This window comes from Robinsoniella sp. KNHs210, from assembly GCF_000686105.1.
GTDB classification, from domain to species: domain Bacteria; phylum Bacillota; class Clostridia; order Lachnospirales; family Lachnospiraceae; genus Robinsoniella; species Robinsoniella peoriensis.
In genome coordinates, this window is record NZ_JMLZ01000002.1 from 1,017,043 (window position 1) to 1,038,338 (window position 21,296).

The 21,296-nt window shown below is 44.6% G+C and carries 16 protein-coding genes; 15 read left to right on the forward strand and 1 reads right to left on the reverse strand.

Going from position 1 to position 21,296, the window contains the following annotated elements; translation table 11 throughout:
* The first annotated feature begins 17 nt into the window (after nt 1-17).
* Nucleotides 18-986, forward strand: a complete 969-nt coding sequence (locus tag CD03_RS0111340; protein ID WP_160295753.1) for a sugar-binding transcriptional regulator — start codon at nt 18-20, stop codon at nt 984-986.
* Nucleotides 987-1,070: 84 nt separating this feature from the next.
* Here the strand turns inward: CD03_RS0111340 and dnaK are convergent, their stop codons facing one another.
* Complete coding sequence (gene dnaK, locus CD03_RS33245; protein ID WP_044289311.1) at nt 1,071-2,813, reverse strand: molecular chaperone DnaK; 1,743 nt, start codon at nt 2,811-2,813, stop codon at nt 1,071-1,073.
* Between the two features lie 354 nt (nt 2,814-3,167).
* Here dnaK and CD03_RS0111350 point away from each other — a divergent pair, with 354 nt between their 5' ends.
* The 14 genes from CD03_RS0111350 (at nt 3,168) to CD03_RS0111420 (ending at nt 21,239) form a co-directional block, all read left to right on the forward strand.
* Nucleotides 3,168-3,854: an ABC transporter ATP-binding protein gene (locus CD03_RS0111350; RefSeq protein ID WP_027293730.1), complete on the forward strand. Its 687-nt coding sequence runs from the start codon at nt 3,168-3,170 to the stop codon at nt 3,852-3,854.
* A 42-nt stretch (nt 3,855-3,896) separates the two neighbouring features.
* Nucleotides 3,897-5,771 carry an efflux RND transporter periplasmic adaptor subunit gene (locus CD03_RS33250; RefSeq protein ID WP_052377764.1) on the forward strand — a complete coding sequence of 625 codons (1,875 nt, stop codon included), beginning with the start codon at nt 3,897-3,899 and terminating at the stop codon, nt 5,769-5,771.
* 112 nt (nt 5,772-5,883) lie between these two features.
* Nucleotides 5,884-7,119: an ABC transporter permease gene (locus CD03_RS0111360; protein WP_027293731.1), complete on the forward strand. Its 1,236-nt coding sequence runs from the start codon at nt 5,884-5,886 to the stop codon at nt 7,117-7,119.
* Nucleotides 7,120-7,341: 222 nt separating this feature from the next.
* Nucleotides 7,342-8,376 (forward strand): substrate-binding domain-containing protein, encoded by a 1,035-nt coding sequence (locus CD03_RS0111365; RefSeq protein ID WP_027293732.1) that lies wholly within the window; start codon nt 7,342-7,344, stop codon nt 8,374-8,376.
* A 66-nt stretch (nt 8,377-8,442) separates the two neighbouring features.
* Entirely contained in the window at nt 8,443-9,498 is a 1,056-nt protein-coding gene (locus CD03_RS33255) for a DUF4432 family protein (protein ID WP_052377765.1), read from the forward strand.
* A 25-nt stretch (nt 9,499-9,523) separates the two neighbouring features.
* Nucleotides 9,524-11,014, forward strand: coding sequence for an FGGY-family carbohydrate kinase (locus tag CD03_RS0111375; protein WP_027293733.1), 1,491 nt, complete (start codon nt 9,524-9,526; stop codon nt 11,012-11,014).
* A complete protein-coding gene (locus CD03_RS0111380) occupies nt 11,011-12,033 on the forward strand; it encodes a hypothetical protein (protein ID WP_027293734.1) in 1,023 nt (340 codons plus the stop codon). The genes CD03_RS0111375 and CD03_RS0111380 overlap by 4 nt, the downstream gene beginning before the upstream one ends.
* A 70-nt stretch (nt 12,034-12,103) precedes the next feature.
* Nucleotides 12,104-13,141, forward strand: coding sequence for an ABC transporter permease (locus tag CD03_RS0111385; protein WP_027293735.1), 1,038 nt, complete (start codon nt 12,104-12,106; stop codon nt 13,139-13,141).
* 90 nt (nt 13,142-13,231) lie between these two features.
* On the forward strand, nt 13,232-14,725 hold the full coding sequence (locus CD03_RS0111395; RefSeq protein ID WP_027293736.1) for a sugar ABC transporter ATP-binding protein: 1,494 nt from the start codon (nt 13,232-13,234) through the stop codon (nt 14,723-14,725).
* Nucleotides 14,726-14,763: 38 nt separating this feature from the next.
* A complete protein-coding gene (locus tag CD03_RS33260) occupies nt 14,764-15,810 on the forward strand; it encodes a substrate-binding domain-containing protein (RefSeq protein WP_052377766.1) in 1,047 nt (348 codons plus the stop codon).
* A 59-nt stretch (nt 15,811-15,869) separates the two neighbouring features.
* On the forward strand, nt 15,870-17,264 hold the full coding sequence (locus tag CD03_RS0111405) for an L-arabinose isomerase family protein (RefSeq protein ID WP_027293737.1): 1,395 nt from the start codon (nt 15,870-15,872) through the stop codon (nt 17,262-17,264).
* Nucleotides 17,265-17,442: 178 nt separating this feature from the next.
* A complete protein-coding gene (locus CD03_RS0111410) occupies nt 17,443-18,948 on the forward strand; it encodes a xylulokinase (protein WP_027293738.1) in 1,506 nt (501 codons plus the stop codon).
* A 283-nt stretch (nt 18,949-19,231) separates the two neighbouring features.
* Nucleotides 19,232-20,590, forward strand: coding sequence for a hypothetical protein (locus tag CD03_RS0111415; RefSeq protein WP_027293739.1), 1,359 nt, complete (start codon nt 19,232-19,234; stop codon nt 20,588-20,590).
* Nucleotides 20,591-20,612: 22 nt separating this feature from the next.
* Nucleotides 20,613-21,239 (forward strand): hypothetical protein, encoded by a 627-nt coding sequence (locus CD03_RS0111420; protein ID WP_027293740.1) that lies wholly within the window; start codon nt 20,613-20,615, stop codon nt 21,237-21,239.
* Nucleotides 21,240-21,296: the final 57 nt, after the last annotated feature.

The window sequence follows — 21,296 nt, forward strand, 5'->3', positions numbered from 1 at the left end:
TGATTGTCGGGAGGAGAATGATGATGAATGATTATAAGAAGATAGAGCTTTTGGTTCAGGTTGCTAAACTCTATTATGAAAACGACTATAGCCAGGAGATGGTGGCAAAGAAGTTAAGTTTGTCCAGACCATACATATCGAAACTTTTGAATGAAGCGAAAGAGGTGGGCATTGTTCGCGTCCAGGTGATTGACCCTATGAGCGTAGAGAGCAAGCTGGAGCAGAAATTCAGGAATAAATTCAATTTGAAGAAAGTGATTATAACGCCATCGAATGCCGATGAGAATCCGTTGTCCCGCATTGGGATGGAAATGGCAAGATATCTGAACAGTATTATAAAAAATGGTGATATTCTGGGGCTTTCCTGGGGCGATACCTTATTTGAGTGCTCTAAATCCCTGATTGGAAGAGAAGACCTGGAAAATGTAACAGCAGTGCTTCTTTGCGGCGGTATCAGTAATTTAAAGAAAAATATCTATTCTACAGAAATTGCAAATAATTTTGCTAACAAGCTAAGAGCCTCATCTTATGTATTGCCCCTTCCGGCAGTGGTGGATAATAAAAAAATGAAGGATATTATCCAGCGGGATCACAATATGGGCAAAGTACTCCAATATGGATATGATGCCAACATTGCAGTTTTCACAATGGGGGCATTTGGGTTGAAAAGCGCAATTGTACGTGCAGGCTACTTAAGTGACCGCACAATGGAAGAACTCTCACAAAAAGGTGCGGTAGGGGATATCTGTTCCCATATTATTGACATTAACGGGAATATCTGTGATATGGAATTAGATGAAAGAACGATTGCAGTGCCTCTGGATGTAATCAGGCAAAAAGAATACCGCATTGGTGTAGCACAGGGAACCAGTAAAATTGATTCCATCTGTGGAGCACTAAATGGCGGGCTGATAAATGTATTAATTACGAATGAAGAGACAGCCGAATTAGTTTGGAATAAAATTGAGAAGATGGAATGTGATTAAGGAAGTGTTAAGCGTAGCGGCACGCGGGCATTCACCGGGAAATACTGATGCATTTCTGGTGAATGCCCCCATAAACTGTTCGTGCTACCCTACCATATCAATGGAACGCTGAAGAGCATCCGCGGATGCTTTAATTTCATCCGTTTCCACATCTGAGATGGTTTCCGGTTTTGCTTTTTTCAATAGTTTCCTTAGATTTGCGATATCATTTTTCAAGAAATTCTTTTGATCTTTTGTCAATTCTTTTTTTCGTTCGGATAAAAGCTGTTCTGCTTTGATAATCATTCCCTGGGCATCATTTATTGTATCCAGTGAGCCTTTACGCCTGGAATCCTGGGATTCGTACTGCTGGGCATCCTGAATTGCTTTTTCAATATCGGCTTCTGACAGGTTGGAAGCCGCAGTAATAGTGATATCCTGAGCTTTTCCGGTTCCCAGATCTTTGGCAGAGACATGTACAATGCCGTTGGTATCTATATCAAAGGTAACTTCAATCTGTGGCCCTCCTGCCATAGCACGTTTTATACCGCTTAAACGGAATTTGCCAAGACTTTTGTTATCTCTGGCGAATTGGCGCTCTCCCTGAAGAACATGTATGTCGACAGAAGTCTGGAAGTTTCCGGCGGTGGTAAAAATTTTGGATTCCCTTCTGGGGATGGTTGCATTTTTGGGAATCAGTACGTTACATACTCCGCCCACTGTTTCTATGGACAGGGAAAGGGGCGTGACGTCAAGCAGGAGGATTTCGTTCAGGCCTGCGTCCCCAGCCAGCTTTCCACCCTGGATAGAAGCACCCAGTGCAACGCATTCGTCCGGATTTAAATTCTTGCTCAGATCGTGGCGGGTCAGCATTTTTACTTTTTCCTGTACAGCCGGAATACGTGTAGAACCGCCAACCAGAAGTACCCTGCCAAGCTCAGAGGTGGAAATTCCTGCATCATTTAAGGCAGTCTGGACAGGGAGGGCAGTACGTTCCACCAGGTCACTGGTCAGTTCCTCAAATTTTGCTCTGGTCAGGTTCATATCCAGATGTACCGGACCGGAACGGGTAGTACTGATAAAAGGAAGATTGATATTCACGGTAGTAGCTGCAGATAATTCTCTCTTGGCCTTTTCGGCTTCTTCCCGGATACGGTTCATGGCAACATTGTCTTTCGTCAGGTTGATACCTTCCTGCTTTTTGAATTCACTGATCAGGTAATCGCAGATGCGTTTATCGAAATCATCACCACCCAGCTGATTATCCCCGGCAGTTGCAAGCACTTCCACAACACCCTCACCGATCTCAATCACGGACACGTCAAAAGTTCCGCCGCCCAGATCATAGATCAGAATTTTCTGAGGTGCGAAATTGTCAAGGCCGTAAGCCAGAGCAGCTGAAGTCGGTTCATTAATGATACGCTGAACATTAAGGCCTGCTATCCTTCCGGCATCTTTGGTAGCCTGTCTCTGTGAATCGCTGAAATAGGCGGGAACCGTGATAACTGCATCGGTAACTGTTTCACCAAGGTAACTCTCAGCATCTGTTTTTAATTTTTTCAGAATCATAGCGGAGATTTCCGGTGGAGAATATTTTTTGCCATTTATTTTTACTGTATAGTCAGAACCCATGTGCCGCTTTATGGAAAAAATAGTATTATCCGGATTAGTCACAGCCTGACGCTTAGCCGGTTCTCCAATAAGGCGGTCACCATTTTTGGTAAAAGCCACAATAGATGGAGTTGTCCGAAATCCTTCTGCATTTGCAATTACGACAGGCTGGCCCCCTTCCATAACAGCCACACAGCTGTTCGTCGTACCTAAATCAATGCCAATAATTTTACTCATTTTCATATACCTCTTTCTCATCTCATCTTTTCTTTTTGATACAACCCCATTTCGACAGATGCCGACACAGCCGGGGCGTCTTTTCTACAAATAGCATATTGGATAAATGTGACACCTTTATGTATGGTTTCTAAAGAAAGTAAAAATAATTACCCTATCATTTTATGAATTGTTTATATTTACAATATTTTTAGAAGTTTAATGAAAGTTTAATGAAAAGTTAACTTTTATTTGTATAGCAAAACGACGTTATATATGATATAGTTCTTTGTGAATCAAAATAATTGATGACTATGGAAAAGTGTTATGTGTGATCACGTATCCATTATGGAAATGCGGAAAGGAGCAGAATACATGGCGTCGTTAATTCAGGTAAAGGATTTGAGTAAGATATACAATCCGGGAGAGAATGAAGTGCGTGCCCTGGATCATGTCAGCCTGGAAATCAATACAGGTGAGTTTGTAGCGATTATCGGTCAGTCAGGTTCCGGAAAATCTACGCTGATGAATATGCTGGGATGTCTGGATGTGCCCACATCCGGAGAATATTATTTAAATGGTGTGGATGTATCAACGATGAAAGATAATGAGCTGGCGGCGGTAAGAAACCGGGAGATCGGTTTTATCTTTCAGGGATTTAATCTGATTGCCAATCTGACTGCGGTGGAGAATGTGGAACTTCCACTGATATACCGGGGAGTTGACATGAGGGAAAGAAAGAAGCTGGCAATAGAATCACTAAAGATGGTGGGGCTGGAAAAGCGCATGCACCACAAACCTACTGAAATGTCGGGAGGACAGCAGCAGAGAGTAGCAATTGCCAGGGCAATCGCAGCAAAACCACCGGTTATTCTGGCGGATGAGCCTACCGGTAACCTGGATTCTGCATCCAGTAAAGAAATACTGGGAATATTGAAAAATTTACATAAAGATGGAAGAAGCGTCATATTGATTACACACGATAATGGAATCGCAGACCAGGCACGACGGGTTGTGCGGATTATGGATGGGAAGATAGAATCAGATACAATAAATGAGTGAGTCAATAGTCACGGGTAGTCAAATAAGATGGAGGAGATCATTATGAAAAAGAAACATAAAAAATTACCTTTTATTATTGCAGGCGTCGTCGTAGTGGCGGGCGTCGGTTTTTTTGCCCTCAGAGGGCAGGGAACCCAGACGGTGAATACACAGGCCGTAGCAGTAGTACCGGTAACTACCGGAGATGTGCAGGAATATGTAGATACCAGTGGAACGGTTGAGAGCCGTACTAAGAAAACCTTTTTCTCACCGGTCAATGCAACCATAAAGAATCTGAATTTTCAGCGTGGAGATTCTGTGAAAGCAGGTGATATGCTGATTACTTTTGATTTGGAAAATCTGGAAAAGGACAATAAAAAAGCAGAATTAAATGTGTTATCCGGCAAATACGGATATCAGGATACGATAAATAAATCGAATAAAGCTGCGAACGATAAAGCAGATGCAGCCAGCCAGGTAAACAGTCTGCAGGCACAGGTGGATCAGTGGAAACAGAGAGTTACGGATTTAAACCGTGCCATCGCACAGAAGACGAAAGATGCCCAGGCTGAAGTAATCCAAAAGCAGTCGGAAGCTGCGGCACAGGCTGAATCTGAGGCTAAAGCCCAGGCAGAGGCAGCAAAAGCAGAAATCAAAGCAGAGACAGATAAATTAAAGGACAAAATCGAAAAATTAACCAAGAAGAAAGCAGAATATACCGTAAAATTAAATGCGGCGGTTCAGACTTTAACACAGCTTCAGGGACAGTTGAACGATGCAAAATTCCAACAGGGCATCCTGCAGCAGAGCTATGATGAAGCAAGCGGTTTAGGGGATGCGGCAAAGATTGAAACGGCAAGCCAGGCATTAAAAGCCCAGATGGCAGTTGTACATGAGCTGGAGGACAACAAGGTACCTGCCGCTCAGGCAAAGGCAGATGAGCTGAATGCCAAGATTGCACAGGATTTCGACAATCCGATAGCGGAATACCAGGCACAGATTCAGAAATTGTCATCTCCTGAGAGCAGCACCCAGGTGGGGACGCAGGGAGGGACCGGAGGAACAGATCTGTCCGGAAACGGCATGAGCCAGACAGGAGAGGCAGATACTACGGATCTTCAGATGGAACTTCAGGATGCCCAGTCAACGCTGGCTGAATTACAGTCGGATCTGGCATCTAAAAAGGCGATTGCAGAAGCAGATGGGGCAACTTTATCAGATGAATCCAAAGCGCAGATGGAAGTAAATAATAACCTCCAGGAACTGGAGAGTAAAACATTAGAAGAACTAATTATAAAGGGAAAACAGGGCATTACCGCAGAATTCAGCGGAGTTATTTCTGATAGTAAGGTTGCACAGGGAGGTATGGTTACACAGGGTGGTGAAATGTTTACGCTTCAGAGTACCCAGGATGTAGATGTAAACATCTCACTTTCCAAATATGATTTTGAAAAAGTCCAGAAGGGACAAAAAGCAACTGTTAAGATTGGAGCAAAAGAATACAAAGGTACTGTGAGTAAGATCAGTCATATCGCAATTCCAAATGAAAAGGGAACGCCGATCATCAGTGCGGCAGTATCCATTGACAATCCGGATGAAGATATTTTTCTGGGCGTAGAAGCAAAGGTATCGATTCAGGCGGCAGAAGCGAAACAGGTTCCGATTGTTCCTGTTGAGGTAGTCAATACCGGAAACGATGGTTCATTCTGCTATATCGTAAAAGATGGTGTAGTGGCGAAGCAGATTGTTGAGACAGGTGTGTCCTCAGACAGTTATATTGAAATCAAATCAGGACTGGAGCCCGGAGACCAGATAATTCCGGATATCGGAATGTATCAGGAAGGAAGCCCGGTTGTGCCAATGGACGAAAACAGCATGAATGCAGGAACAGGAAGTGCCGGCGGTTCGGAAGGCGGAGCAGTTCAGGCAGAATCATAAGAACAGCTGATATTTGCAAAGTTTGAAAGGAAATCGCTTTCAAACTACTGATTAAGGAATAGCACAAGCCAGCTTGCGCTATTCGGGAGTAAAAAATGAAAGGGGCACATATATGAGTAGTTTGCTTGAATATTTTAAAATGGCAATAAAAAGTATTGTTGCAAATAAAGGCCGTTCTTTCCTGACTATGCTGGGTATCATTATTGGTATTGCTTCTGTTATTGCAATTATGTCAGTGGGTGCCGGAACCACGGAGTCCATGACAGCGGAAGCAAACGATGTGGGAGGCGGACAGATCTATGTATCCTGTAGTGAAGATGCAGTAAATGCCAATCAGATGATCACGGCGGCTGATATGGAAGCTATTACTTCGAAAGTAAAAGGTGTGGAAGGTGTTACACCGGCTTCCGGAAGCAGTGGAACTACGGTAACCGGAAAAGGTGAATTTCAGCTGAGTCTCAGTGCAGGAACACAGATGCTGCAGAGAATGAGCAACTTTACGATGAAAAGAGGAAAATATTTCACGGATGCAGATGTACAGGAAGGAAAGAACGTCTGCGTTCTGACCGACACAGATGCCAAACGTCTATTTGGATCTGACGATGTAGTGGGAATGGATATTGATGTTACCATGGATGGTATGACATATGCATACCGTATCGTGGGAATCACCGGGGCAAAGGAAAATACAGCATTTGTAAGCTATAGTTACGAAGGGCAGCCGGTTACCCTTGATATTCCGTATACTTCACTGACAAATTATGGTTATGATCCGGAGCCATTTTACAGTATTTATGTATTTGCGGATAAGACGATGGATGCAAAACAAATTACAAATTCCGTAATTCACATACTGGAATCCAGGCATCAGAGTGCGGGAGAGGACTTCTACCGGGTTCAGAACTTTCAGGATGTGCTGCAGAGTATTAACAGTATGATGGGTATGGTTACAGCATTTATCTCATTTGTAGCAGCGATTTCATTGCTGGTAGGAGGAATTGGCGTTATGAATATTATGCTGGTTTCCGTTACGGAACGTACCAGGGAAATCGGTATCCGAAAATCTCTGGGAGCCAAGACTTCTTCTATTATGGTACAATTCCTGGCTGAATCGGCAATTATTACAGCACTGGGCGGAGTGATTGGCATCATTTTAGGGGTAATAGCAGCTTTTGGTATCTGCAGTATTATGACTGTTTCCTTAGGAAGTACCATCAGTCCGGGAATTAGTGCAGGAACAATTCTGGGGGCAACGTTTTTTGCCTGTGCAGTTGGTATCTTTTTTGGAATTTATCCGGCTAGAAAAGCAGCGAAACTCAGCCCGATTGAAGCATTGAGAAGAAATTAGTATAATTAATAAATGCAATATGCAGCAGAGGAACGTAGATATTAGATATCGGTTCCTCTGCTTTTCTTTACGTGTTCCCTGCGCTTTCCATCACCACCGGTATATTGTTTATATCTCTATAATTTCCTCCTGCCGGAGGATGTTTTGTCTTGACAAACCCCCTTTGGAATGCTATGATATAAGAAATTACACTCGAGTGCAAATAAAGGAGACGTGGGTTGTGTGTATGAGAAACCGATAACATTAAAAGATGTAGCAGAGAAGTCGAAGTTTTCCCTTCGGACGGTCAAAAAAGTTTTATCCGGTGATGAGACGGTGAGACCGGAGACAAAGGAACATATTTTACTGGTAGCCAAGGAACTGGGGTATCGCAAGAACCGGATGGCAAGTGTTCTGGCTACAAATAAGGTGCATAATATCGCTATTGTAATCGGCGATTTTAAGTACTTCTTTCCTGAGGCGAAAGCTGGTTTTGGGAAGTGTTACCGGGAATACCGGGAACTGAAGATTGGTATTGAGTTTTTTACGCCCGCCAATGAATCAGTTCTGGCTTCCAGGGAGCTTTTACAGGAGTTGCAGGATAATGACAATATTGATGCAGTGATTATGCATGCCTGCAGCATGAGCGGTCTGAACCGGGAGATCAATGCCCTGGTTAAAAAAGGAAAGCCGGTATTTACTTTTGGGGCGGATGCTCCCTCCAGTGACCGCATCTGTTACGTAGGACCTAAAGCTTATGAATCAGGCAGGATTGCGGCGCAGATCATGGTGAATTATATTGGGAAAAAGGGAAATGTTTTTATCGTTAACCAAAGTATAGAAGAGATGCAGACGGTAGAACGTAACCGGGGATTTATGGATTATATAATGGAATATTGTCCAGAGGTGAAAGTGCAGCAGATTACGGTACAGAAAAATGAAAAAGAGTATTACGACAAGGTACGCAGGCTGATAGAAACCCAGCAGGTATCGGGGATTCTGGGGGCAGATGCGGATTGCTATATTGTTGGAAATGTTCTGAGGGATCTTAAGAACCGGGATATTACTGCTATGGGTTTTGACTTGTCAGATGACACAGAACAGCTATTGAAAGAGGACTATTTTAAAGTGGTGCTCAGTCAGAATCCGGATAAACAGGCTTATAAAGTATTGCAGAAAATGTGTGATTATATTTCTTATGGGGTAAAAGTTAAGAAAAATATCTATACAGATGTATCAATTATTACTAGTGAGTGTTTGCGGTATAGAGAAGAGTAACGAAGAATTTTCGGTTACTCTTTCCTTTAACAAACATAGTGCACTCGAGTGCACGAAGGAGGAAAGATGTATCAGTCAGTGGAAAGCTATCGGAACCAGCGAAATTATAACTGCAGGATCCGGGAAGTAGTGTATCAGGGGGTCAGGCAGGTTAATCTGGAAAATGAATACCTGCATATTGGGGTTCTGGCAGGGAAAGGCAGTGATATCTTTGAATTTGTTTATAAGCCGATGGATTTGGATTTTATGTGGCATTCTTTTCATGGGGTAAAGAATCCGCAGACTTTTGTAACGACCAAGAACAGCAGATATGGAAGATTTTTAGATTTATACGAAGGCGGGTGGCAGGAGTTATTTCCCAACTACGGGGCGGCAAGTACCTATATGAATGCAGAACTTGGTATCCACGGTGAGGTCTGTGTAGCACAGTGGGATTACCAGATTGAAAAAGATACCGAGGAAGAGATAACGGTGAAATTTGAGATCCGCACTGCGAAGACGCCGTTCTATCTGGAAAAATGGATGACCTTAAAAAGCGGTGACCCTACTCTTTATATACGTGAGCGTGTCACTAATGAAGGTGCGGTGCCACTGCAGTTTATGTGGGGACATCATCCTGCTCTGGGTGCACCGTTTCTGGATGGGAACTGCGAGATTATTATAAATGGTGACTGTAAGGTACATACTTTAAATATACAGAGTGCACTGCCGGCAAACAGGCAGATGGACTGGCCGGTGGTAAAAGATGTTAACGGAAATGAGTTGGATTTATCCAGAGTGCGTAATCCGGGAGAAAAGAAGTATCTGGAATATGGGATTTCCGGAATAGAAGACAGCAGGTATTGCGTTTGGAACCATGGATTGCACATTGGATTTGGAATGGAGTGGGAGAAAGATATGTTTCCGTATCTCTGGATCTGGGAGCCGAATTGTGCGGCACAGGGGTATCCCTGGTACGGAAGAAACTATACCCTGGGCTGTGAACCCTGGTCGGTGCTGGCGGAGAGCATGGAGGAAGTGGAAAGAGAAGATGCGGGAATTAAAATAGAAGCCGGAATGAGTATTGAGACTCATCTAAAAGCTTATGTGTGTCTGGAGTATCATTCAGGCGCACCCTTGTAAATCGAAAGGAATGAGGTGTGGCAGCATGTTTGTGATTGGACTGGATGTGGGGACGACTGGGACAAAGGCTCTGCTGATAGATGAAAACGGGAAGCAGCAGGGCAGAGGATATCAGGGCTACAAGACGATTCCGGGAGAGGGGGGCATCGTAGAACAAAGGGCAGAAGACTGGTGGGAGGCTTCCGTTAAGGCAGTTAAAGAAGCCTGTGCAGGGTGTGAAAAATCCCAGGTTGCTGCACTGGCACTTTCTACTCAGGGAGCCAGTTCCCTGCTGGTGGATGCTGATTTCCACGCCATTGGAAATGCGGTTACCTGGATGGATAAAAGAGCTATGAAAGAGGTGGAGGAATTAGAAAAAAAGGCAGGCAAAGGGTATTATTATTCGAAAACAGGATGGGAATTAAGTGCCAGCCTGGATGCCTGTAAAATGCTTTGGCTAAAAAGAAATCGCAGGGAAGATGCAGAGCGGGCTTTGAAATTTATTTCCACCCTGGAATATATGAATTATCATTTGACAGGAAATGCGGTAATCGATCCTACCAATGCAGCAATCCGCCAGATGATGGATATACAGACCTGGAGGTGGGATGAAAAGATATTGGGGGATATCGGCATTTCGTCAGAGCTGCTTCCGGAAATAAAAAGGACAGGGGAATATCTGGGAACATTGACAGGGAATGCCGCTGTGGAATTAGGGCTGCCGGCTGAGGTAAAAGTATACAACGGAGCCCATGACCAGTATTGTTGTGCACTGGGGTCAGGCAGCGTGGAAAATGGGGATCTGCTCCTTGGTACAGGCACTGCATGGGCAGTGATGAGTATAACGGATAGACCCATGCTGACAAAATCCGGAATCTCACCTGCCAGACATGTTGTGCCGGGGCTGTGGGGAGCTTTATCTTCCATTAGTGGCGGTGGTATTGTACTGGACTGGTGGAAAGACCAGATGGGGGGATTCACCTATGAAGCCTTAAATGACGGAGCTGTCCAAAAGTTAGGAAGAGAGGAAGAACTTATGTTTTTCCCTTATCTCACGGGAGCAGGATGCCCTGTATGGGACGACAGGGCAAAAGGGACGCTGACTGGATTGGAATTAAAACACGACAAATTGGATGTGGCAGTGGCTGTGATGGAAGGAATTGTCTTTCATACGGCGATGCTCTTAGAGGATTACCGGGAAAATGGGGCACAGATTAACAGTCTGAGAGTAATGGGTGGTGCTTTAAACAGCAGAGTTTGGATGCTTATGCTGCAGGCAGTGCTGGATTGTGAGGTAATCCGGGTTACCCAGACGGATGCGGCTTGCGTAGGAGCGGCAATGATTGCCGCTGTAGAATACGGAATATATAAAGATTATCCTATGGCGGTAAGAACCATGGTTACTTACGAGCGTATGCCTGATGTATCCGTGAAGTTAAAGACATTTTACCGTAAGAAATACGAAGCTTACAAAAAAAACTGGATCATAGTCAGGGAAATCTATCATAGTACCGGGAAGAAAGGAGTGGCAATATGATCAATAAATGGTTTCATAAGACAGAGCTGGATATTGAATTTTATAACGAATATTTAGAAGAAAGGCTGCCTGAAAAAATAACAGATGTGCATGTACATATGAATCTGGAAGAACATGTAAAAGGTGTAAGCAAGGAGCGGATTTCAATGGATTGGGCTTTGGAATGCGGGCTTCAGATGGAATATGAAGCGGCTCAGCATTATTATCAGACCATGTTTCCGGGTAAACAGATTTTATTGACGGCTTTCCCATTTCCCCTGGCAGAAGTGGATATACCTGCAAATAATGCATATTTATCAGGACTGGCGAAAACAGGAAAGATTGATGCCCTGATGAGTGTGAGGCCGGAGTGGACGGCGCAGTACTGTGAAGAAATACTTGTGAATAATCCGTTTTTGGGATTTAAGCCGTATCCTTATCTGGCTTCTGCCATAAAAGGGGCTGATATCAGCATATATGATTTTATGCCGGAGAGTCAGCTTTCTGTTCTGGACAGGCATAAGAAGGCTTTAATGCTGCATCTTCCCAGAAAAGGAAGACTGCCGGCTCCTGACAACATACGGGAACTGCGTGAAATCAGACAGAAATTCCCGGATATACATATCATTCTTGCACATTTCGGACGGAGCTTTACAACAGAAATATTTAACCAGGGAATCACGGCGCTGGGGGAAGATTTAAAAGGGTTTTATTTTGATACGGCGGCGGTGGTAAATCCAGGGGTTCATCAGATGGCTATGGAGCGGCTGGACAGCAGGCAGATCTTATTCGGAACGGATTTTCCAATTATGACCTGGCATGGGATGCGGGAGTGGCATACGGATACACCCACCAATTATTGCAGAGAAAATTTTGGATGGAACAGGCATGAAAAAGGAGCAGAGGCAGAAGCGGGATTCACTTTTATCGCTTATGTACAGCTTAAGAATATGCTGGATGCCATAGGAAATGACCATATTCGAAAAGAACAGATTTTCTACAAAAATGCGTTGGATGCGTTTCGAAAAGGAGGGAAGTGATTTTTACAGGATAAAACAATATCTAATATTGGGGTAAGGTATGATTTTCAAAAAAGGAGGATATGAAAACATGGGTGTTACAGAAACGAAAGAAGGAAGTGTAAAATCAGAGGCAGTAGAAGGAAAAGCGCATACTGCTTCGGGAGTCAGGAAAAATACGCTGTGGAAGATACTGGAGATGAGAGAGCTTTCCATTGCAATTATACTTGCAATTATGGTGGTTTTCCTGATGATCAGTACCAGTACTTTTGCAACCAGTGCCAACATCAGAGTCCTGATCCAGGGAATGAGTGTGGACATGATGATTGCCATTCCAATGGCTATCTCTCTTATTGCCGGTAATATTGATTTTTCCGTAGGGTCAACGCTGTGTCTTTCCAGCTACATCGGCTGTATGGCTATGGGAGCGGGGGCTCCTGCCTGGCTCGGTATTCTGGTGGGGCTTCTGGCCGGAGCAGTATTGGGAGCAATCAATGCAGTGATTATTAATCAGTTCAAGATTACGCCTCTGATTGCAACTCTTGGAACCTGGATGGCATATCAGGGAATTGCACTGGTGCTGGCAGGGGGGAATACCGTTTCCAATCTTCCGGCAGCATTTAAAAGCTTTGGCAGGATGGAAGCAGGGGGCGTTCCGTTTACTATCATCTATATGGTAATTATCATTGTGGCAGGTATTTTTGTATTAAAGTACGTTAATTTTTTCCATGAAGCTTACTTTATCGGCAGTAATAAAAACTCCGCGCTGCTGGCGGGGATTCATACCAAAAAATTCATTTATATCAGCTATGCCCTGACAGGAGCAGTCGCTGCATTTGCAGGTATGACGCTGGCAGCCAGGCTTGGAAGCGTATCCCAGAACTCCGGAACCGGTCTGGAATTCAGAAATGTGGTGGCACTGCTGATTGGCGGTGTCTCCATGGACGGCGGCGAGGGCAGCCTGATAGGAGTGGTTCTTGGCGTAACCATTATGCAGGTTGTCAGCAACGCACTGGTATTGCTGGATATTAATGCAAGTTATACAAAGGTGATCCAGGGTGCCATTTTGATTATTGCAGTTGCGATTGACCAGCTGAATAAGCAGCGCAAATTAAAGGCAGCAGCGTGATGGGGAAAAAACGGGTTTGACAGACCGTAATGCCGTCAGCCTGAAAAAGCAGAACAGATGGCTGGCGGCGCTTAAGGAGGAGGAAGCAGTTTGGAAAATTTAATCGAATTACAAAATATATGTAAATTTTTCCCCGGAGTTAAAGCGCTGAATGATGTGAGCCTGTCTATTAAGAAAAACAGTGTGCACTGTATTATCGGAGAAAATGGGGCGGGAAAATCTACGCTGATGAAAATTATGTCCGGTGCCTATAAGAGAGATAAAGGGCTGATGGTCATGGATGGACAGGAGCTGAATCCCTCATATCCCGGGGATGCTTTAAAAGCAGGCATTGGTATTGTATATCAGGAACTTAATAATTTTTCACATCTGGATGTGGCGAGTAATCTTTTTATCGGACGCTTTCCAAAGAGAGGAAGATGTATTGATTACAAGACAATGTACAAAGAAGCGGAGAAACTGCTGGAGCGCTTCGGCCTGGGGCATATCAGGCCAACGGACAGTATGGACCACATCAGCCTGGGGGCGCAGCAGATGGTGGAGATTGCAAAGCTTTTGTCTATGAATGTAAAACTTATGATTTTGGATGAACCCACATCTGCATTGACGGATATGGAAGTAGAACTGCTGTATAAGCTGATTGACCAGGTAAAGGCGAAAGATGTTTCCATTGTTTATATTTCCCATAAACTGGATGAGGTGCTGCATCTGGCAGATGAAATATCGGTTTTAAAAGATGGTGAACATGTGGCAACATTTCCAAACAGTCCCGGACTGACCAAGGATGATCTGGTGCGGTATATGGTTGGCAGAGATGTGGCTTACGATTATGGGGTGGGAACTTCAAAGATACAGAATGAAATTCTGCGTGCTGAAAATCTATGCAGCGGATCAAAGGTAAAAAATGTGACGTTTGCCCTTAGAAGGGGAGAAATTCTGGGATTTGCAGGGTTGGAAGGGTCTGGACGTACCGAGGTGGTGGAGACGATCTTCGGTTGGAGAAAGAAAACCGGAGGAACCATCCAAATCGGCGGGAAGCAGGTTAAGATCACCAGCCCAATTGATGCCAAGAAAAACGGAATCGCTTACATTACAAAAGAGCGTAAGACGTTAGGGCTGTTTCTGGAACTGAGCAGCGAAGACAATATGAGTGCGGCAAACGGAAGAAAGTTTGTGAAAAAAGGACTTGTGGATTATAAACATATCACAAAGAATGCAAAAGAATACCAGCAGAAGATGCAGATTAAATTATCGGATGTGAAACAGAAGGTGGGGAATCTTTCAGGAGGGAACCAGCAGAAGGTGCTTTTGTCTATGTGGATGACTGCAAATCCCGATATCATTTTAATTGATGAACCTACCAGGGGGATTGATGTAGGTGCGAAGGCCGAAATACATATGCTGCTTCGGCGTCTTGTTGGAGAAGGAAAGGCAATTATCATGATCTCGTCGGAGATGCCGGAAATTATGGCAGCCTGCGACCGGGTACTGGTATTTCATGATGGAAGGATAACCGGGGAACTCTGCGGTAAAGAAGTGACGGAGAATGGCATGATGCGTCTGGCGTCCGGAATTACCGCTTAATAAAAACTATATAAAAGGGAAAAAGGAGGATTTTACGTATGAAACAGTACAAAAAAGTAATGGGGATCTTATTGGCAGGAGTACTGGCATTATCAATGGCAGGCTGTGGGGACAGCGAGAAGACAGACGGTAAGGCAGAGACAAAAGCAGAAGAAGGAGCAGGAGTTCAGGCGGCATCAGGCGCAGATGAAGAGTATGCAGTTATCATGTCCGTAAACCAGCTGGAATTTTTTGATGCATTAAAAGCCGGTGTTAATGATGCGGCACACAGTCTGGGCGCCAAATGGTACTATGCAGGACCACAGGATCTGGCACCGGATAAAGTGGCGGAAGCAATCGATCAGGCAGTAGCGAAAAAAGTGACCGGAATCGTGGTTCACGGACAGTTCCAGGAGACCGGGGCAGCCATTGACAATGCCATTGCAGCAGGGGTTCCCGTGATCTGCGTGAATACAGATATTGAATCTAACCGCCTCTCTTTCCTGGGATGTGACCCATATAATACCGGAGTGGAAATGGCAAAGCAGATGGCAAAAGAAATCGGTGACAAAGGAAAGATAATCATTTCAAACTTCATCAGCGGCGGACAGCCCTCTGCAATTTCGAATATGGAAGGTTGCAGGGATGAATTAGAGAAGAATCATCCGGATATTGAAATCGCTGCAGAAGTAGATGATAAGGCAGACGAGACTACGGCGGCAACGGCGGTTGGTGCGGCACTTCAGGCTAATCCGGATGTAGTGGGAATTATCGGTATGCAGGCTCCTTCTGCAGTAGGAGCTGCTACTGCAGTCAGGGAAGCCGGAATTGACGGCATTAAGATTGTAGGCAGAGACAGGGACAGCGCGACACTGGAATTGATTGAAAGCGGAGAAGTTGCGGCATCCTTCGCTCAGAATTCATATGTGGAAGGCTATATTGCCGTTAAATGGCTTCATGACTATGTAAATGGAAATCTGAAAGTTACGCAGAATTATCTGGATGCGGGAATTAATCCCCTTCCGCCTGTTGTGGATTCCGGTTCCATTATTATCACCAAAGATAACGTAGAGCAATTTAAAGAAAAATATACTTATGATAAATAAACGGGCAGAAGCGTGTCTGAAAACAACTATGGAAAAGAAACACGCAGGAGGATAACAATATGAGACGACCAAAAGCAGGGTTATTGTGTCTGTACGTAAAACTTTACGATGACACGCAAGCCTGGCTCAGAAAGGATGTGGAGTGGTTCCAGGAGCAGATTGCACAGAAATTGGAGCAGGCAGGACTGGAACTGTTCCGCCATGATATCTGCAGGCAGGAGGAGGAATTTCAGTCAGCCATTGCAGAATTTGAAGAACAGGGGGCAGATGCGGTGATTACACTGCATCTGGCATATTCCCCATCTCTGGAATCGGAGCGGGTACTAAAAAATACTTCTCTTCCCATTCTGGTATTGGATACCACACCGGATTATTCCTTTGACGGTATCACAGGAGCAGGCAGGATTATGCAGAACCACGGTATTCACGGAGTGCAGGATATGTGCAGCCTGTTAAGAAGAAATAATGTGGCATATGAAGTATTTGCCGGGCACTATCTGGAATCCGAAGTAATCAAAAACGTATCCGAAGCGGCAAAAGGAGCAATGATGGCTGCCCGGATGAAGCAGTGCCGGGTGGGAAGAGTTGGGGAACCATTTACAGGAATGGGAGATTTTTGCCTACCGGATGAAGTGCTTCAGGAAAAGACCGGTATTTCAATCATCGATTATGATTTTAACGAAAGTGTGGATCTGCTTGAGAGTATAACAGAAGCGGATATAAAAGCGGAATGGGAAATGGACTGTGAGCGGTTTGTCTGCAGAGATCTTACTTTTGATGTATATGCCGAATCAGCCAGAGTAAATCTGGCTATGAGAAAATGGATCGGGAAAAACAATCTGGATGCATTTACCGTAAACTTTATGGCAACAGATGAAAATCCTGCCCTGCCCAGGATGCCATTTATGGAGACCTGTAAGGCAATGGAGGCGGGAATCGGTTATGCAGGAGAAGGGGATGTCCTGACGGCTTCCTTTACGGCGGCACTGATGAAGGGATTTGAAGAGACTACATTTGCGGAAATGTTTTGCCCTGACTGGAAAGGAAATACGGTATTTTTAAGCCATATGGGAGAATATAATCTGCGGATCGGTGCTGGAAAGCCTTTGCTTACAGAACTGGATTTTCCCTATACGTCGGCTGGGAATCCGGCGGCACTTTATGGCTGCATGAAAGAAGGCAGGGCGGCTTTTGTTAATTTAAATCCACTGTCTGAAGGAAGGTTTGTGCTGATTATGGCCACCGGAAATATGGTAGAAATGACGGAAACTTCACCTGATTTTGAAAAGACAGTGCGGGGATGGTTTCGCCCGGATGTTCCGGTTTCCGAATTTTTATCCAGATACAGTAAGGCCGGCGGCGGGCATCATGGTGCAATTGTCTATTATGCAGGTGAGACAGCGCTGCGGATGATGGCGGAAGTGATGGGCTGGGAGTTCTGTCTGATTGGGTAAAACAGGTGCCGCGCGGCGGATTGTATTTGAAACAGTTGAAAGCGTTTTTCGGGTGACTCCGGAAGACGCTTTTTGTATGATCGAAACAATCTCTGAATGAAAGAAACAATCATTTTGTATTGACAGAAACAGTAAAGAGGTTTAAGATCAGAATAGAATAAACAGAGGAGGTCGGAACATGAAATATATATTGACTTTTGATGTAGGAACAACCGCTATGAAGTGTACCCTTTATAATGAATTGTTTGATGTGGTATTTTTTGACTCCGGTGAATATGATCTGCTCACGCCTGAAGCTGGGATTGTGGAACTTCCTGTTCAGGTATACTGGGAGGCTTTCTGTTTGAGCATAAAGAGGATGGAAAGCTCCGGTATAGACATGGAGCAGATAGCAGCAGTTACCTTTACAACCCAGGGAGAAACCCTGATACCCATTGATGCCAACGGTCAGGCGCTGTATCCCGCGATTGTCTGGATTGATTCCAGGGCAAAGGAGGAAGCCCGGTATCTGAAGGATGTCCTTGGAGAAGAAAAGATTTACCGCCATACGGGAGCCGGTGAATTTACCGGTGCGGCGCCGGCAGCTAAGCTGATGTGGCTAAAAGAACATAAGCCTGAAATATATGAAAAGGCAGAAAAATTCTTACTACTGGAGGATTATTTTATCTACCGGCTCACCGGACGGGCGGTTACGGAAATGGCGCTTTTATCCTCCACGGGATGGTTTGACATCCGGGAGGAATGTTACTGGGCAGAGATGCTAAAAGCTGCAGGACTGGATGAAGATAAGTTACCCCAAATCAGTGCGTGCGGGAAAATTGTAGGAAATGTTACATCTGCGGCGGCGGCTAAAACAGGTCTTTCCATACATACCCGGGTTACGACAGGTGCCATGGATCAGGTTGCTTCTGCGGTTGGTGCCGGAAATATCAGAGAAGGTATGGTGACAGAAACGACAGGAACAGCGCTGGTAGTGGGGGCAGCCACGGCATCACCGGACTTTGCAAATCCCCAGCGGATTACCATTTATAAAGATTACGGACAGGGCTATCTGTATATGCCGTTTTGCAATACGGCGGGAATTGTATTGAAATGGTTTCGGGATACGCTGGCTGAAGAAGTGAAAAGGGAAGCCCTTTTAAACGGACAGTCCGCTTATGACTTGATTGATGAACTGGCTAAAAAGTCTCCTGCCGGAAGTAACGGACTAATACTGCTTGCCCATTTTGCGGGGAAGCCGGCACCTTGTCCCAGTGATTTGGCGAAAGGCGTATTTTTTGGGATGACACTGGCGACTACAAAGGCTGATTTTGCCAGGGCTGTGCTGGAAGGTATTGGCTATATGCTGAAAGAAATCATAGAAACATTAGAGAAAGCGGGACTAAAAGTTCAGGAAATCCGTTCTATGGGCGGCGGAGCAGCCAGTCCGCTCTGGTGTGAAATAAAATCAGGCATCTGCCAAAAGCCTATTCGCGTGATGAACAATAAGGAAACCACATCTCTGGGTGCGGCAATTCTGGGTGCGGTGGCAGTAGGAATCTGCCCTTCGGTGGAAGCAGCGGTTGAAAAAGCTGTTCATGTGGATGAACCCGGATATTTTCAGGAAGAACAAATTTATCAGGAGGGATATCAGCTTTACCAGGCACTGTACCGGGCGCTGATCCCGGTATTTGAAAAGTTATAAAACCATAGAATACTATTTTGAGAACAATGTAAACCAGGTTTTAGCATATTGACATAATACTAAAATATTGACCGGTTTCAAGAATCTTTTTCTGGAAAACAGAGAATAGGTTTTTGTGACTGGTCAATTTTTTGTAATAATGAAGCCAGGCGTAACATTGTTTTTTAGCTGATTTTCCCCTAAAATGAATTCAGAAAGTTGATACATGAGAAATTAATCAGTGTGTCAGGCAGATTTGTGCTATGCAGGCAGTTAATCAATGAACCAATGGGAGGTAAGAACAGTGAAAAATGCGAAACAACTTAATGTAATTATGCTTCATCTGGGGGAAGCGATGTATCCTCAGGATTATCTGGCAGATGTGATTCAGAAGGTGCAGGAAGCAGTTGCAGGGATGGACTGTAATTTGCTGGGATGTTATAAAGTCATGTCAGAAAAGGATGCAGGAATGTGCAGAAAAAGTATAGAAGGCATGCCAGTGGATTTATTTATATTAAATTTTGTCTCCTGGCATATCACACCCTATGTCATGCACATATTAAAAAACAATACCCGTATTCCACTTTTAATCTGGGGAATTGGAGGAACTACCGATGAAACCGGAAAACTGCATTCACCTGCAGCAGCAGCAGGTATTACCGGCTTTCTCCCAGTCGCCAAAGAATTTGGGTTTACTGTAAAAGTGATTCTTCAGAAACCGGACAGTGTGCCTGCAGCAGAAGAAGCTGCCCATTTTATTCACCTGGCAGCCTGTGCTAAGAAGATCAGAGAGTCCAGAATCGGTTTAATCGGGTATGCTGATATGGGGCTGTATACCTGTGCTTACGATAAGACAGCTTTATTTAAAAAATTGGGGATCGATATTGAAGATTATTCCGGATACGAGATTATGAACCGGATGGAACAATGTACCCGGGAGCAGGCGGCAGAGATCGTGGCTGATATTCGGGAGAATCTAAAGTTTGAAAACCAGATATCAGATAAGGTATTGGAAAAAGCAGCCCGACTCTATTACGCCATGAAAAGTAAAGCAGACGGGAGTGAATTAGATGCCATTTCCATTAAGTGTGTGAACGGAACCACAGACCATCTGGGGCTGAATCCCTGCCTTGCACAAAGCCTGCTGGCGGGAAAAGACCTGTCTGTTATCTGCGAATGCGATGCCTACGGCCTGGTTACCAGTATTCTGCTGGCAGCAGTTACCGGACACGCGGCAGCATTTATGGAACACTACGAAGTGTTTGAAAAAGAAGTACTGGTTGGGGTATGTGGTTTTATACCGGAAGAATTTACCGAGAATGGAGTAAAAATACGTGCTGCAAACTTAGGTGAAATCAATACAGGTATCAGCAATGTATCAAAGGTTCGTACCGGAGAAGTTACCTTTGCCCGGTTTTATCAGACAGGTGGAGCGTTTAAGCTGTTTCTTTCAAAAGGAATAGCAAAAGCAGCACCCAAATGGACAGAACTTGGATGGGAAGAACCCACACCGGACTTCCCGGCGGTACTGCTGGAACCATCTATTCCCATGGAGGAGTATCTGGACAAGGTGCCCGGACAGCATATCATTATGGTATATGGTGACTGGATGGAAGATGTGAAAACAGTCTGCAGGTTATTGGATATAGAAGTTGTACAGTAGGGGTGTTTGGAAAGGAGAAAATATGAGGCTGCTGCATAAAGAAGTGTGGTATGACCCGGACTGTCCACTGTATGATAAAAAAGTATCCGGGGAAGTTCTGGAGTGGGATTTTGAGATAAAAACAGGCGTGTGGGACTATAAAAATGGCTGGATCACAGGGAAGAATCCGGATGAATATCCAGGGATGATAATCTCCAGACAGGATTTTTATGGAGATGTGATGGTGGATTTTCTTGCAAAGGTTCTGGAGCCGTCAACACACGATATTAATGTAATGTGGAACGGCTGCTGGGATGAAAAGAAGAAGGAAAGAGGCATTGCTTATGTAGCCGGTGTTCAGGGCTGGTGGGAAGGGAAGGTGGGAATAGAGAAATCACCCGATTATCTTTTGAATGTAGGTACACCACTGTTCGAGTTCTGTCCCGGAAAGGTCTATCATATCCAGGCGGGAAGTGTAAAGGGGCATTGCTTTTTACGGATAGACGGACGGTTGATTATCGAAGTAACGGATCCTGATCCCATCGATTCCAGAAGGTTTGGAAGAATTGGCTTTGAAGCTTATGCAAGTATGATCGCTGTAAAAAATATAAAGGTTTATCAGCTTTACCATAAACAGGTACGCCAGCATTATCCGAAAGAATTTACATAATTTTCCAGAATCCACTGTGGAGTAGTAGTCCTGCTTCAGAGTGGATTGTGTTATAAT